The sequence below is a fragment of the Dyadobacter sp. HNCC25DJ184 genome (genome assembly GCF_056895215.1).
Map to the genome: position 1 here is coordinate 193,730 of NZ_JBXHAQ010000011.1, position 15,724 is coordinate 209,453.

Consider the following 15,724-nt stretch of genomic DNA (forward strand, 5'->3'; position numbering starts at 1 on the left):
TAAGCCCTATTACCCACTCCAATACTTTAGAAGGAAAACCACAAATATGAAAATTTCCATATTATCCACTTCACCGCGTCCTGATAGTAATTCAATTAAAGTTGCTCAATATATCAAAGCACAGCTAAATGGAACTGCCCACGAAACATCGATATTCAGCTTTGTTGGCGTCGATATCCCGATGGTTGGTCGTGGTGATCTGGATCTTGCTAACCTTTCTGCTTTTCAAACTGAGCTGATTGATAAATGGAAGGCGGCTGAGTTGGTAATTTTCGTCGTGCCTGAGTACAACTGGATAACGAGTGGCGAGTTGATCAACACGTTGCATCAACTGGGAAATGACGCGACTGCCTACCTCTTCGATAATAAGGCATTTGCATTTGTGGGTGTATCAAGTGGTCGGGGTGGGAGAATTCCATGTCTGGAGATTACCAGGATGGTCAATAAGCTGATCAGCTTCCTGAATGTGCATTCTATCGTCTCTCCGAAGCTTTTTGAATCTCATGAAACTGCCTCCAATCTTGAACCAGACGGCACTTCAAAGGGCAATGTGATATATGAAAAAGGGATCGGAGATTTCTTGAAATATACCTTGAAAATTGCCGAGCGTTGGCACAAATAAAAAGCAGACCGCTAAGCCTGCTTTTTGATATTTCAATTTTAAGAATTTTATATCATTGCCTTTTCCCGCTGGTAGATATCAACGAGCGCGTTCACAGCATAATCAACCTCCTCAATCGTATTATATTTTCCAAAGGAAAATCTGACATTCGCCCGCGCCGGGTCTACACCCAGCTCAGTAAGTACATGTGAGCCTACATCTGTTCCGCTCGAACACGCGCTTCCTCCGGAAACAGCTATTCCCGCAATGTCCAGATTAAATAAGAGCATATCACTGATATCGGAAGGCGGCAAACTAACACTCAATACAGTATATAAACTGTTATCGATCTGGCCGGAGTTACCATTAAATTCAATCCCTTCAATCTTTTCTGTAAGTTGGTCAATCATTCGCTGCTTCAAACCTTTTATATGGCTTCTGTGCTCGTCCATATTCCGATAGGCAATTTCGAGCGCTTTTGCCAGGCCGACTATACCATATACATTTTCAGTTCCGCCTCTCATATTCCGTTCCTGCGCACCGCCATGCACAAATGAATTGATTTTTGTACCAGCTCTGATATACAAAAAACCTACGCCTTTCGGTCCATGAAACTTATGCGCTGCCCCGACGATAAAGTGCGGCTTTATAGCTTGTAAGTCATGACGATAATGCGCCATGGTTTGCACAGTATCGCAATGAAATATAGCATGATATGCTTCACATAAATCCCCTACAGCCTGAAGATCCAGTAAATTTCCAACCTCATTGTTCCCATGCATCAAGGAAACCAGCGATCTTGGATTTGATTCCAGAAGCTCTTTTAAATGCTGCAAATCCACCTCTCCTTTTTCATCGAGATTTAAAAAACTGAGCTCGATTAAACCCGTTTTTGCCAAGTGTTCCAAAGTATGCAAAACCGCATGGTGTTCGATTTTGGAGGTAATGGCGTGCTTTAAACCAAAGGTTTCAATACTTGAACGAATAGCGGTATTGTCTGCCTCAGTTCCACCTGAAGTAAAAAAAATCTCCGCGGGAGATGCGTTAAGCGTCAAAGCGATGCTCTTTCTTGCTTTTTCAATTACGGATCTGGCTGCACGGCCAAATGCGTGAATCGATGAAGGATTGCCGTATTGTCCCCTCATCACAGGAATCATCGCCTCAATTACTTCCGGGTCGAGCTGCGTTGTGGCAGCGTTGTCAAAATATATATTCATAGATTTTTTATCTATGTTCTTTGAAAAAGAAACTTTGGTTAATCGTCTAATTATAAAACAAATATGAGCGAAACAATGAAATATCATTTCGCTCATGCTCCGGAAAAAGAAGTGATTTATCGAACCTTTGGTTCCGAAATGATCTCCTTAATATCTGAAATTATTTTTTTTGCAAGGCTCGCAGCCGTAGTATGGGTGTCTGATTCAGAATAGATTCTGATGATCGGCTCAGTATTTGATTTTCTCAAATGAACCCATTCTTTATCGAATTCGATTCTTACGCCATCGATGGTATTAATCGGCTGTTTGGAATATTTACTCTGAATCCGGGACAAAATATTGTCGACGTTGATATCAGATGTCAGCTCAATTTTGTTTTTCGAGATATAGTAATTCGGGTAGCTTTTGCGCAAAATCGATGCCGATTTGCCGAACTTCGCCAAATTGGTCAAAAATAGACCTATCCCAACCAGTGCATCACGACCGTAATGGCTTTCTGGATAAATGATGCCTCCGTTGCCCTCGCCGCCAATAACGGCATTACATTCCTTCATTTTGGTCACCACATTCACCTCACCTACCGCAGAAGCGAAATACTCTCCTCCTGCTTTCACAGTAATATCTTTCAAAGCGGCTGTGGATGACAAATTGGACACTGTATTACCAGGTGTATTTTTCAATACAAAATCTGCCACAGATACCAGCGTATATTCTTCACCAAAAGGAGTTCCGTCTTCGCACATCAATGCCAGACGATCAACGTCTGGATCCACCACTATCCCCAGGTTATATGAGCCTTGCTCCAACTGCTTGCTGATTTCCCGTAAATGCTCAGGAAGTGGTTCCGGATTATGAGCAAAGTTACCAGTAGGTTCGCAGTAAAGTTCCTTGATGTTTTTCGGGTCAACGCCAAGAGCTTCCAGCAGTTTTGGGACAAAAATCCCGCCTGAGGAATTAACAGCATCAACTACGATCTTAAAATTGGCTTTTCTGATTGCTTCTACATCTACCAAAGACAGAGACACAACATGATCGATATGCTTTTGTAAATACGTATCGTCGGTTTTGTATTGACCCAACTTTTTCACGTCCACAAAAATGAAATCCTCTTCATCAGCGATACGCAAAACTTCCGCGCCCTCTTCTTCTGATATGAACTCTCCGCTACCGTTTAGCAGTTTTAGCGCATTCCATTGAATTGGATTGTGGCTTGCTGTCAAAATAATACCACCTGCTGCATTTTCAGCAACGACGGCTATTTCAACAGTTGGGGTCGTAGATAGCCCCAAATCTATAACATTCAGGCCAACTCCCTGAAGCGTTCCTGCCACGAGACGGGTCACCATCTCGCCGGAAAGCCGGGCATCTCTTCCTATTACTACTCTGAAATTATCCGGATTTGAACGTCGCAACCAAGTACCATATGCGGCTGCAAACTTAACAACATCAATCGGAGTCAGCGCCTCGCCTGATTTTCCTCCCACAATTCCTCTGATCCCTGAGATAGATTTGATTAACGTCACGGTTCTAAAATTACTCTTTTAATATGCCTGACAAAAGTACTAAAAAATCCAGCGGCGTCGGTCCTTTTTATTTAAAGACTTGCATTTTAAGTATCGAAGGACGACCATCCATTTCTACATTCCGGATCCAATTGACTTTGTTATCAAAATAGAACTAATACCATCTTAATCTGCAATATTCGAAATTCCGAGTGCTCTTTTTAGTGCACCGACTCCATTTTACCTAGTACTGCGTCCATCCATTCAATGGGCAATTTTTGAACAGAATTGTTCAACAGAGCTCCCCATTGTTTCGCGACGTAATCCAGATCATCCTTCTCAAACCTGTGTTCGGTTAAGTGAAAAGAATCCTTTTCATACATTACGACATCAATCGGATAATCTACGTCATTGGAGCTTACTCTTGTGGAATCAAACGACAAAAAGCCAATTTTTAATGCATCCTGCATACTTGAAGTAGACCTGAGGCTCCGATATAAAAGAGGTTTACCGTATCCGGAATTTCCAATAATGATAAAGGGAGAACCTTCACCAACCTCCACCCAATTACCTTCAGGATAGAGTAGAAATAGCTTATGCTCGGTATCTTTCTCAAGCTGGCCTCCAACTATAGCAAACAAATTAAACGCAAGTCCAGCCTGATTGAGTGAGTTCCTGTCCTCTTCCGCCACTCTCCTGACCTGCGTCCCAAAGGCATTTACTGCCTTATAGAGTTTATCAAAAGTGGCATCCCGTTCTTCTAATACTTCCTTAAAATAAGTGATCGCTTTATCACGCACCGACCTGAGACCGGACGTCATGATAAACATAGAATGCTTTTCCAGCTGATGAATAGAAACCTTTTTGTCTGTTGATACTTCTGTTCCGGAAGTTAACCTTGTATCAGCAATGGCCACCAGGCCACTGGCTACTTTTATACCTAAACAATACGTCATGAAGGAATTACGATAAACCTGAATTACTAGACCCTAAGTTATAAAAGTTTATCTGTTCACCCATTGACTTTTGGTATAATCCGAAACCTGCCGCTGTGACTGCGACTGCGCATGATCCGTTTCCAGACCAAAATAAAGGTCAAAAATGGCAGCGTCAATATCGTTATTGCTCAGTTGGAATTTGTCCAGGAATTGGTGAAGGCCCATTTTGAAAACGTCTTCAACTTCCATGAAGTCAAGTTCGCTCCTCAATTTGCTTATGGATCTTTCTGCCAAACTTCTATATCCTGACTCAGGTGTAGATCCGGTTATGGCGTACAGCGACAACTCTGCCTGGCGTACACAATGTGCAATTGCTCTTGGAAACTGCTTATCCAAAATAAGGAATGCAACAATATTCATCGGCGTCAGGGCCAGATGAGTTTGACGGTACATGTTATATGCACTAACCGATTTCAGAACAGCCGTCCATATCATCATGTCAAGCGTTGAACCGGGCGTACTTGTATCCTGCTGCAAGGTGAAGTACTTAACATCCAAAAACCTCGAACACTTATCCCCTCTTTCAATATGCCTTCCAAGCCTCCCAAAGTGCCATGCCTCATTCCTTGTAATAGACGCATCCACTACCCCATGGAAAAGCTGACAATTTTTACGGATGTCGGTAAAATACCGATACATATGATCCATATTCCGGAAATCGTCCGGGGAAGTACCCTTTATTTCCAGATAAAACGTATTGATACTTTCCCACATTTCTTTGGAGATCGTCTCACGAATTGTTCGCGCATTTTCCCTGGCTTCATATAGACAGCTGATAATAGAATTTGGATTCCGCTTATCAAAAGTCATAAAATGGATCACATCTTCCTTCGTAGGTTTTTCGTAATACTTATAGAAAAGGTAGTGATCTGCGGTTGCAATTAGCAAAGGTTCCCATTGTTCCGAAACGTCAGGAGGAAGGTCTAAAGCCAGATTAAAGTTAACACTTACAAAACGCGAATAATTTTCAACGCGTTCTATATAACGGTTCATCCAATAGATAGAATTAGCAACGCGGCTTAACATAGGTCACTGAAAGTTGTAAATAAAAAATTACCAAGTCAATTATATGGCATATCAGTCAAAATACCTAATAATATTTTGCCAACATAATATTATACGAATATCTATATTCTTTCTTTGTATAATTTAAAATATCGTAATTTCGCCCCATATTTATGCCAAATATTACAATAATTTAATTATCAAATTTGTATATTCTATGGAACTGTCACCACATTAATTAATTCTTTTTTTGTAAAATTGAGTAACATATAAGCAGTCGATCACATCACTAAATATCATCAAAGTGTCTACCAAAGAACAGTTCATCGCATCTATTCAAAAATCTTATAAAACAGACAAACCTTCAATTCATCTTGGTTCGGCCATTTTAGACGGAGAAATCCTCTCCGAAGCGCGGGTTAACCTTCCTTTGAGGATGATGAATCGCCACGGATTGATCGCAGGAGCAACGGGATCCGGAAAAACAAGAACCCTTCAGGTATTGGCTGAACAGCTTTCAGCAGCGGGTGTGCCTGTTTTCATGTCGGATATCAAAGGCGATTTATCCGGTATAGCCATGCCCGGCACATCCAACGAGGCCATTCAGGAAAGAGCCACAGCACTCGGTATCGACTTTCGCCCTACCGGCTTTCCGGTTGAACTGTACTCCTTAAGTGGAAATAAGGGATCACAGATGCGGGCAACTATTCTCGAATTTGGGCCTATCCTGCTTTCTAAAATCCTGGAACTCAATGACACTCAGTCAGGGGTTTTGTCGATACTTTTCAAATACGCCGACGACAAAGACCTGCCCATGGTTGATCTCAATGATCTGAAAAAGGTATTAAGTTATCTGTCGGAAGGGCCTGGCGCAGCAGAAATCAAATCTGACTACGGAACCATATCGTCTTCAACTGCTGGCACAATTTTGCGAAAAATTGTCGCACTGGAGCAACAGGGCGTAAGCTCTATTTTTGGAGAGAAGTCCTTTGATATTGATGATTTGATTAACAAGGTGGACGGGCAGGGCGTGATTAGCCTGCTCAATATTTCGGATGTGCAAGACAAGCCGGCTCTGTTCTCAACATTTATGTTAAGCCTTCTGGCTGAACTATATCAGAAACTTCCGGAAGCGGGAGATTTGGACAAACCAAAACTGGTTTTCTTTCTCGACGAGGCGCACTTACTCTTCAACGACGCGCCAAAAGCGTTTCTCGACCAGATCGAGCAAGTCGTGCGGCTGATCAGATCCAAGGGCGTTGGGGTTTTCTTTTGTACACAAATGGCGCAGGACATCCCGGTATCTATATTATCACAATTGGGAAACCGCGTACAGCACGTTTTGAGAGCATTTACTCCTCAGGACGCTGACGCACTAAAACAAACTGTCAAAACTTATCCCAAATCAGATTATTACACGATTGATCGAATTTTGACCACGCTGGGAATCGGACAGGCACTCATCACAGTATTGAACGAAAAGGGTATACCAACCGAAGTTGCAGCCACCCACCTCGTTCCCCCGGCGTCTATTATGGGACCGATGACACAGGCGGATTACGAACAGCACGTTCAAAACTCAGACCTATATCAGAAATATAAAGACCCGGTCGATCCCGAAAGTGCATATGAAATGCTAACGCGAAGAATGGAAGAGCATGCTTCGAAAGAAATAGAATTGCAAGAACAAACCAAAGCAGCCAAGGCCGAAAAGGAGGAACCAAGTATGATCTCGGAGGCTCTTAAATCGCCACTCGCCAAACAAATTGGCCGGGAGGTGGTGAGAGGAGTATTTGGAATGCTTTTTGGAAAATCAACTTCTACACGTAAGAAACGAGGCGGATTATTTGGATTTTGATATAGATATTGTCCCATAATAACAGAAAATCCTGGCCGTAAAACCAGGATTTTTTGACTCTATATTTTACCAAAAATTAACTCACATCCCCTGCATCATCGTCAGCTTCCTATAAAAACCCTCTTCCTGTTCCAAAAGCTGATTGTGCGTTCCGCGCTCTACTATTTTACCATTACTAACAACTAGGATCTCGTCGGCGTGTTGGATCGTGCTCAACCGGTGGGCGATTACCAACACTGTCCGATGCTCCATTAGATGCATAAGTGCCTCCTGCACCAGCTTTTCCGATTCGGTATCAAGTGCAGATGTCGCTTCATCCAAAATCAAAATTCTTGGATTTCTGAGGATAGCCCTGGCAATACTAATCCGCTGCCGCTGGCCGCCAGAAAGCTTACTACCCCGGTCGCCAATCATGGTTTGATATCCTTCCGGTTGATCACTGATGAAATCATGGGCGTTTGCAACTCTCGCTGCATTTATTACTTCCTCCTCTGTTGCTTCGGCCCCAAAAAGGATATTATTATAAATCGTATCGTTAAAAAGGATTGACTCCTGCGTCACGATTCCCATTTCATTTCTCAGCGAGGCAGTTGTAATATCCCGTAAATCATGGCCGTCCACTAAAATCTGACCGCCCGTTGGATCGTAAAAACGCGGTACCAAGTCGGCGATGGTGGATTTCCCTCCGCCTGAAGATCCAACCAAAGCAATTGTTTTTCCTTTTTGAATGGTGAAACTGATATCGTTCAAAACCGGTGCGCCTGCCTCATATTCGAACACCACATTTCTAAATTCGATCCGACTTTCAAAGCCTTTCAGATTAACCGCGTCTTTTTTCTCTTCAATTACATTCTTGGCATCGACCAATTCCAGTACGCGTTCACCAGATGCAACGCCTCGCTGGGTATTGCTGAATGCATTGGAAATCTCTTTCGCCGGGCGCATTACTTGTGAAAATATCGCGATGTAGGTAATGAATTCAGAAGCAGCAAGAGACGAATTATTTGTCAAGACCATCGTTCCTCCATATAGCAAAATAGCCGCTACGACCGATACTCCCATAAATTCAGAAAAAGGAGACGACATTTCCCTTTTATAAGCCATCGAACGGATCGCTCTTTTGTAAGCGTTATTTTCGGTACTGAATTTATCTTTAATAAACCCTTCCGCATTAAATCCTTTTACCACACGCATTCCACCAAATGCTTCATCCATCAAACTGATCAATCCACTTAACCGGCTCTGGCCTTCCTTGGCATCCTTTCGCATCTTTTTCACGATGAATGCAATGAAAGAACCGGTGATGGGGATAATAAGAAATGCAAAAAAGGTGAGCTGGGCTGATATGCTGAACAATGTGACGAGGTAGATTATTAAAGTAAAAATCTCCTTGAAAGCAGCCGAAAAGGTACTAGCGACGGAATTTTCAACTTCCTGAACGTCCGTAACAATACGCGATATGAGATTCCCTTTCCGCTCATTGGAAAAGAAACCCATATGTAGATTTACGGTATTATCGAAAACCGCCTGACGCAACCGGGATACCATATTTACCTTAAAGTTCTCTAAAAACCGCGACGACAAATACCGGAATATATTCGAAAAGAATACCGCGATAACGATCAATACACAGACAAATTGCAAGGCTCCCAGGCGACCGTTTTCGGCCATATAAGAGTTGAAATAATAATTAAACAGCCCTTTCGGATAATCAGCCGAGAAAGAAAAAGCTGGCTTTATGAGCTGACTGGGCACAATATGGGTATCAACCTGCTTGAAAAGAACATCCAAAAGCGGAATAAGCAAACTGAAATATACGATCCCCAAAAGGGAAGCCAGGAACGACGTGACGAAGAAGGGTGCGACGAACTTCCGTAGCGGACTTGCGTACGAAAGTAATCTCCAATAAGTTTTCATGCCGCAAAGTTAGGCAAAATCAACAATCAAAAGCTGTTGATCAAAGTGTTCTGACGATACACCAAAAACTTCTAATATCCTTCTAATCGGTGAGGTGAACTGTCAATGTCTTCGCATTACTCAAGTCAAATGCACAGTCCTTAAACGTGGGAGGCGAAAAGCGTGGCCGAAAATCATTGCTAAACCCGTAAGGTTCTTTGGGTATACCTATGAAGCTTTTGTCCAGTTTTTTATTATCATTCAGGTCGTGATATACCGCCACGGCATATTTGCCGGGCGGAAGATCAAAATGAACGATGCAATTGGAGGTCGATTTGACATCCGAAATCTGGTATATCTCAGGTCGATCAGATTTAAAATCATCCTGAGGACGCTTAACAGCAAACCATAATTTCCCTTGGGCATGCTGGATGTTTTTCACCACTACTGTCAATCTTATGTTCTCTTCAACACGCGGTTGCTGGTAAATCAACCCTAAAAACAAACACAACAGATAGCTCATTATCAAATATTTATATACAACATAATTTTTACACCCCCCAACCGACAACACATCGTTGAGCCCGGAGCTTCTCAATATCTTTATCAAGATTCAGCTTATTCTTCTCATTATCAAACTCATCACTGAATCTGTCTCGAAGTTCTTTGCGTTTCATTGCTTCCAGATAACGCCGGCCATCTTCATATGTTTCGAGCAAAAGTGGGGGCACAACTGTGGGCTTATCGTTGTCGCCTTTTGCCACCATCGTTACATAGGACGTATTGGTATGTCGCTGCTTTCCGTTTCTCACATTCTCAGCCACCACACGAATCCCAATCACCAGCGAGGTCCTGCCCACATAATTTACGGACGCGTGTAAGGATACAAGATCCCCCACTTCGACTGGCTCCAGGAAATTGACGGTGTCCACCGAAACCGTTACACAATAAGTTCCCGCATGTCGCGAAGCACAGGCATATGCTACCTTGTCGATAAGTGAGAGCAGGATTCCACCGTGAATTTTTCCGCCAAAATTGGCGTACGAGGGAATCATGAGCTCTGTGAGCGTAGTTTGAGAATAGGTAACGGGGCGGGCCTCAATATCCATACTGAGAATTGTAAAAATATTAATCAAAAAATAAGATAATCATATCATACTATTTCAGCGTAAGCGTTTTTCCCTGCTGAGCTGATTGTTTGGCTGTTTCCAGTATTTGAACCACCGTAACATTTACAGGCAAACCGTAAAGATCATTTTTGTCCAAGACCAGTCTTCCGCTTACTACGTCGGCCAAAACTGAAAACGGGTCAGTATATGGATCCGGGCGTGGATCCAGTTTCACGGTTTCTTCAGGATCTTTTTCTTTAAACCGTTGACGCACCGTCGTCGCATTTACCGCCACTGCATATCCTTTATTACCAAATACTTCCATATCCTTTCTGCCATATGTCCAATTCCACGAACCCTGGATAATGCATTGTGCTTTTGGATATTGCAAGATTATAGTTGCCTCATCGTCCACTTTCGGATAAATCTCAGGCTTATCCTGATGCGTTACCGCCGTAACAGATAATGGCTTCTCGCCTTTCATCAGCCAGGTCATCAGATTGGCACCGTAGCAACCAAAATCCATCAACGCTCCGCCACCATTTTGAACCGGATCGGTCAGAAATGAGAAAAATTCTTTGCTCACTCCGATTTCCTTTGGCCCCTGGTGACCATCATTGACCATCACTTTCCGAATATCCCCTAATTTTCCGTCCTTCACTAATTCATTGACGTACTGGTTGCTTGCATACCATGACGTTTCAAAATTGGTAAGCACAAAAATGCCATTCTTTTCCGCCAGCTTTTGAATTTCCAGTGCATCCGCATAAGTAGTCGCCAACGGTTTTTCAACCATCACGTTGATTTTTAAAGGAGCACATGCCCGTACCACTTCGATATGCTCGTTGATCGGACCAAATGCAGACACTGCCTCTGGTTTCGTTTCAACCAACATTTTTTTCAAATCGCTGTAAAAAATTGATTTACTCAGATTATATTTTTTACTAAACGTTTCAACAAGCTCAGGATTAGTTTCATATATCCCCACCAGTTCAGTGTCCGTTTTTCCTGCCCGGTTAAATACCCAGCCTACGTGCCCGTGGCTCAGGCCAGCGACTGCAATTCTTACAGGTTTTTGTGCGATCGAACTGAACCCGATCAGGCATAGCAGCAATACAAAGGTTGTTCTCATGGTTTAGGAAAATTTGTTTATGATATCTTTTATAACTTCTTGAAAATAAGCACCATTGTAAGGCCCATACCAGCTCATCGTTTTCGTTTCATACAGGTCGCGGTCAAAGTATTTGTCATTGGTAATATAACCTATATACCCCCCATTAAAACTCGTCACCATCAGATTTAACCCTTTCGTTTTGGCATATGCATCCAATTCTGCGACAAGTTCCCCCGAAAAATCACAGGGCATACCGACCATTAATATATTACCAATCCGAATTGCTTTTACAAACACCGGAAACTCTCCAAATGCTTTTCTGAATACCCAGGAGCGCAACACCAGATTCATCGTCAGCCTTGGAGAGGCATCTCTCAGCGGCAGCGGCAAAGTTAGAAAGCTGATATTTGAATTTTTCTCTTTGTCCGAAATAGAATCGTTTGACATGATCGACTTCTGAATACCATATGCCTGGTTTTTCATTTCGTCAAAATCATCTTTTCCTTTTTCAATCGGCCCCATGCTTCCCACTGCTCCGGCCATATACATCGCAAAATCATATCGGTGCTTTTCCAGTGAATCGACCAGTACGCCAGGATAATCGCGGGAAAGTTGCATGTTTTTAGACTGCATAACAGTGGAATGAGCAGCATATGAGCTTAATATCGCTTTCCGACCATCCTCCTTTTCAACAAGAATAGATCTGATTTCCGGGTCGATTGTCCCCTCAGTTCCCACCAAACGATTTTGAATATCCGTAGTATCGATCGCCTCAGCATACGAAATTTTAGCAGGCTGGAGGTTAGCCTTTGCTTTCACAATTGATTGAAAAATGGCATCCGCAATATCATCGACCGTCTGTTGATTGTATCTACCGGAAAAGAACATACCTGAAATACCTGTTCCCCAGCCACCAACACTATTATGAGTATGGGTAGCACCAAAAAAAACCTGATCAAATGGTACTTGTTGGGTGGTCAGTTTTTGCTCTAAAATCTGAGTGACTGTCGGTGGTATAATCAGCAAATCGGCCGCTACGATCGCTACCTGCGTCTCGCCATTGTCGATCACCATTGTTCGCACATATACCGAGTCATGCACCGATTCATACAGTTTCCCATGCCTGTTGCCGTAGCCCGCCATTGGAGTCGGCCTGGAAGGGGTGATATTGACCTTTGCCCATCCAATTTTTAGCTGCCCGTTTCCCGGAGAGCTCCCAGGTTTGGCCCTTGTAATTTTCTGAGTCCATGTCTTATAATAGGGCATTTGTTCATACGGGGTCTTGTCCAGGATGGTGATCATGGAGGCTAATATTAGCACAAGTAAGACGACAAGTACACCCAGAAATTTGAGAACGAATTTTAGTATGCGCATGGAAACTGCAGCGGTAAATATTAAGAAGTAAAGATAAGAATGATCATAACATAACGATCAAAACCTGGAATTTGGCAAAATAGTCTGGCGCGGTCGGTATGATATTTTGAAAATGAGAGTAACTATTTAAGTACAAACGAGATTTAACAACCTGGTATTCAGCCACAATCATATCCATATGGTAGTATATAAACTAGAAGATCGTTGTCGAAACCTGGATATGAAGCTGGACATTTTGCCGAAAAACATCTCAAAGTCCAACGAAAGTACTTTTTCCATTCTAAACCAATTATAATTCAACGTTAAAATTCAATGAAAAAAATCATTTCAGCTCTTTGCATTTCCATTTTACCCATCTATTCGTTTGCTCAGACATTTAGTAATCCTGATAGTAAATCGCTTCCTTTTCATGAACGATGGGGTGTCAAAATCTCAGCTGGTTATGGCACCACCTCACGTTATAATTCTCTTTTCTTCAAAACCCACGGGCCGAATTTTTCAGTTGAACCACAATTTTTGCTGATGGACAATATACTAGTGGGAGCGCGTGCCGAATATGCTTTTATGAAGTCATATCTTTCCGGGAACACAGGTGATAGCGAGCGAAAAAAACGGATTCAGGCCGAACCAATCGCGTCCTTTTCGCTAACCGGTGATTTTATAAATCCATGGAAAAAGCCAAACTGGCCATTTGTAGGCCTAGGCGCAGGTTTCTATTACCTCGGAAAAGGTCAGCGGGTTTTAAATGGCGAAGTTTTGGAGGAAGAGAACCTGGGCACCAGATTTGGTATATCTCCAAGAATAGGAGTAAACATACATCAATTTTCGATTGCGTTGGAATTTCACCTGATTGACGAAAAAGTACTCTATAACCGTGACTATACCACCCTGAAGATCGGGTATGTATTATAGAAAACTAGCGTACCCTAAGATATTTCAGCCATACCCAACTGCCACAACGAATACAGTCTTTAGCTTACTTAGGAAATCTATTTCCCGATTTTCCCGAGGTGAGTATGCTGAAAGCTGTCTGGATATTTTAAGCCATATCCCATGCAACGATCCATAGCCGAATGAGCAAAAAGGATAACCCCCGTTAATATCAATCCATGATATCCAACTAAGAAACCAACAGTGCCAAGTATAATACCCAGCGCCTTGTGATGGAAGAAATTGTACATCCATGCACCCACTTTTGTGTTGACAGCATATCCGATCATACTCAGATCAGGTGACAGTAATAGTGCTGGAAAAACCCACCAGCTGTAGTCAAGTTTGGAAAATATCAGGATAGCGAAAATGAACTCTGCAAGTTCCTCCATTCTTATAAGATTCTTCATATCGTCAATTTTTAAACAAAAAGCCGGACAGGGGGCGAAAAAATCCCCGTCCGGCTCCCTGATTTTTGATGCTGTTTCAACTAACTTTCTTTAACCAGCTGGATATTTGCTATCAACTTCACATCTTCTCCGATCACAAGTCCGCCGGCGTCTGTCAGGGCCATATAATTTAACCCAAACTCCTGACGGCTGATTCTTCCTTCTACCTCAAAGCCGATCCTGATATTGCCCTGCTGGTCGCGTTCGGTTCCGCCATATTCGGCATCCAGTTCTATCGGCTTGGTTATCCCTTTCAGACTTAAAAGTCCCGAAAGTTTATAGTTATCTCCTTTCACTTTGTGGAAATAATTCGATTGAAACGTGATATGCGGAAATTGATCTGCATCAAAAAAGTCAGCAGATCTCAGGTGTTCGTCACGCTGGGGCACATTGGTATCAATACTACTTACATCAAGAGAAAAATGAATTTCTGCGTTTTCAAAATTATTGAGATCCGAAGTTGCTCCACCCTGAAAATTATTAAAAGACCCTGTAATACTGCTGATTACTAAGTGCTTAATCTTAAATTGAACTTCTGAATGAGTTGGATCTACTATCCATTTGGTGACTGCCATAAACTTCCAAACAATTAATTGTGATGAACAAAAGTTTCCCGGAGCGTACTCTACTCCGGCTTTAACATTAATATAACACCTAAAACGGATCTTATTGCACTTAAATATAAAAATTTATATCGTTCTTTAATGAAAAGCTACAGACTGCTATCATCGATTGATATTCGATATTTCGGCCCAGGTTTATCATCCTAATACTATATTTTAAAATACCCGATACATGAAAATGAAAGGAACAAGTATGTTTCTATACAATGTTCAGTCACCTACCACCATCACCAGTATGTTGCGTCCCAGGCGTCAGGGAAGCTCAATAATACAAGAAAAGTTCAGTATCGACCCGCCAGTTCCTTTTTCCGAATATACCGACGTATATGGTAATCTTTGCCAACGCACCACATTACCAGTAGGCCGTGTGACGATCTCAACAGAAGTTGAAGCCCTGGTAACCCAGGTTGAGCCTGCTCCCAATCCTGAACCGGCCGCAACACTGATTGCAGATTTACCGGATGATGTTATGCTTTTTATACTCCCAAGCCGTTATTGCGAGTGTGATCTGCACGAAATAAATATGCTCGCTCTGGAAATCGCGGGACACTTATCTCCTGGATACCAACAAGTTGAAGCAATAAGAAGCTGGATCCACTACAATGTAACTTATCAATACGGGGTGACGGATTCGAGCACGACGGCTCTGGATCTGGCCAGAAACCGTGCCGGAGTATGTCGTGACTTCACACACCTGGCAATTGCCCTCTGCAGAAATCTGTGTATTCCAGCCAGAATGACGGTGGGCTTCGCCGATAAGCTCAAAGTGATGGATCTGCATGCCTGGTTCGAAGCATATATTGGCGGCAGATGGTATACTTTTGATTCCGTTCAGGAGAAAACAGAAGGATATCGCATCGAAATGGCGCATGGTCGGGATGCAGCTGATGTGGCGATGATCACGCAATACGGATTTGCATATCTGGATTCTCTCACCGTTAAGGTTGAATTAAGCGACGATTAGGAGTTGGGAGGCTTTGACCTTGTTCGGTATCGTGGAAATGTTGGCAAGGGTTTGTCTTGAAATGGTCAGGACGCCAAGTCAGGT

Annotated in this window: 15 protein-coding genes; 4 read left to right on the top strand and 11 right to left on the bottom strand. The window is 42.6% G+C overall.

Annotation, left to right across the window (positions count from 1 at the left end; all coding sequences use genetic code 11):
• Positions 1-46: 46 nt before the first annotated feature.
• Positions 47-622 (top strand): NADPH-dependent FMN reductase, encoded by a 576-nt coding sequence (locus AC1XUD_RS17525; protein WP_483362334.1) that lies wholly within the window; start codon positions 47-49, stop codon positions 620-622.
• A 47-nt stretch (positions 623-669) separates the two neighbouring features.
• Here the strand turns inward: AC1XUD_RS17525 and AC1XUD_RS17530 are convergent, their stop codons facing one another.
• From AC1XUD_RS17530 to AC1XUD_RS17545, 4 genes are all read right to left on the bottom strand, one after another.
• Positions 670-1,818, bottom strand: a complete 1,149-nt coding sequence (locus AC1XUD_RS17530; protein WP_483362335.1) for a cysteine desulfurase family protein — start codon at positions 1,816-1,818, stop codon at positions 670-672.
• A gap of 116 nt (positions 1,819-1,934) precedes the next feature.
• On the bottom strand, positions 1,935-3,341 hold the full coding sequence (glmM, locus tag AC1XUD_RS17535) for a phosphoglucosamine mutase (RefSeq protein ID WP_483362336.1): 1,407 nt from the start codon (positions 3,339-3,341) through the stop codon (positions 1,935-1,937).
• Positions 3,342-3,541: 200 nt separating this feature from the next.
• Positions 3,542-4,276, bottom strand: coding sequence for a proteasome-type protease (locus AC1XUD_RS17540; protein WP_483362337.1), 735 nt, complete (start codon positions 4,274-4,276; stop codon positions 3,542-3,544).
• Positions 4,277-4,324: 48 nt separating this feature from the next.
• On the bottom strand, positions 4,325-5,344 hold the full coding sequence (locus tag AC1XUD_RS17545) for an alpha-E domain-containing protein (protein WP_483362338.1): 1,020 nt from the start codon (positions 5,342-5,344) through the stop codon (positions 4,325-4,327).
• Positions 5,345-5,627: 283 nt separating this feature from the next.
• Here AC1XUD_RS17545 and AC1XUD_RS17550 point away from each other — a divergent pair, with 283 nt between their 5' ends.
• Positions 5,628-7,181 carry a helicase HerA-like domain-containing protein gene (locus AC1XUD_RS17550; protein WP_483362339.1) on the top strand — a complete coding sequence of 518 codons (1,554 nt, stop codon included), beginning with the start codon at positions 5,628-5,630 and terminating at the stop codon, positions 7,179-7,181.
• A gap of 81 nt (positions 7,182-7,262) precedes the next feature.
• Here the strand turns inward: AC1XUD_RS17550 and AC1XUD_RS17555 are convergent, their stop codons facing one another.
• From AC1XUD_RS17555 to AC1XUD_RS17575, 5 genes are all read right to left on the bottom strand, one after another.
• The gene (locus AC1XUD_RS17555) at positions 7,263-9,098 is read right to left on the bottom strand and encodes an ABC transporter ATP-binding protein (protein WP_483362340.1); all 1,836 of its coding nucleotides are present in this window, start codon (positions 9,096-9,098) and stop codon (positions 7,263-7,265) included.
• 82 nt (positions 9,099-9,180) lie between these two features.
• Positions 9,181-9,600 (bottom strand): DUF2141 domain-containing protein, encoded by a 420-nt coding sequence (locus tag AC1XUD_RS17560; protein WP_483362341.1) that lies wholly within the window; start codon positions 9,598-9,600, stop codon positions 9,181-9,183.
• 28 nt (positions 9,601-9,628) lie between these two features.
• Positions 9,629-10,186, bottom strand: coding sequence for an acyl-CoA thioesterase (locus AC1XUD_RS17565; RefSeq protein WP_483362342.1), 558 nt, complete (start codon positions 10,184-10,186; stop codon positions 9,629-9,631).
• A gap of 49 nt (positions 10,187-10,235) precedes the next feature.
• The gene (locus AC1XUD_RS17570) at positions 10,236-11,318 is read right to left on the bottom strand and encodes a Gfo/Idh/MocA family protein (protein ID WP_483362343.1); all 1,083 of its coding nucleotides are present in this window, start codon (positions 11,316-11,318) and stop codon (positions 10,236-10,238) included.
• 3 nt (positions 11,319-11,321) lie between these two features.
• Positions 11,322-12,674 carry a neutral/alkaline non-lysosomal ceramidase N-terminal domain-containing protein gene (locus AC1XUD_RS17575; RefSeq protein ID WP_483362344.1) on the bottom strand — a complete coding sequence of 451 codons (1,353 nt, stop codon included), beginning with the start codon at positions 12,672-12,674 and terminating at the stop codon, positions 11,322-11,324.
• A gap of 312 nt (positions 12,675-12,986) precedes the next feature.
• Here AC1XUD_RS17575 and AC1XUD_RS17580 point away from each other — a divergent pair, with 312 nt between their 5' ends.
• A complete protein-coding gene (locus tag AC1XUD_RS17580; protein ID WP_483362345.1) occupies positions 12,987-13,586 on the top strand; it encodes a hypothetical protein in 600 nt (199 codons plus the stop codon).
• A gap of 77 nt (positions 13,587-13,663) precedes the next feature.
• Here the strand turns inward: AC1XUD_RS17580 and AC1XUD_RS17585 are convergent, their stop codons facing one another.
• Together AC1XUD_RS17585 and AC1XUD_RS17590 are read right to left on the bottom strand one after the other, a co-directional pair.
• Entirely contained in the window at positions 13,664-14,014 is a 351-nt protein-coding gene (locus AC1XUD_RS17585; protein WP_483362346.1) for a DUF4260 domain-containing protein, read from the bottom strand.
• An 80-nt stretch (positions 14,015-14,094) separates the two neighbouring features.
• Positions 14,095-14,628, bottom strand: coding sequence for a YceI family protein (locus AC1XUD_RS17590; protein WP_483362347.1), 534 nt, complete (start codon positions 14,626-14,628; stop codon positions 14,095-14,097).
• A 220-nt stretch (positions 14,629-14,848) separates the two neighbouring features.
• Between AC1XUD_RS17590 and AC1XUD_RS17595 the strand changes: the two genes are divergently transcribed.
• Positions 14,849-15,640 (top strand): transglutaminase-like domain-containing protein, encoded by a 792-nt coding sequence (locus tag AC1XUD_RS17595; protein WP_483362348.1) that lies wholly within the window; start codon positions 14,849-14,851, stop codon positions 15,638-15,640.
• Positions 15,641-15,724 lie beyond the last annotated feature (84 nt).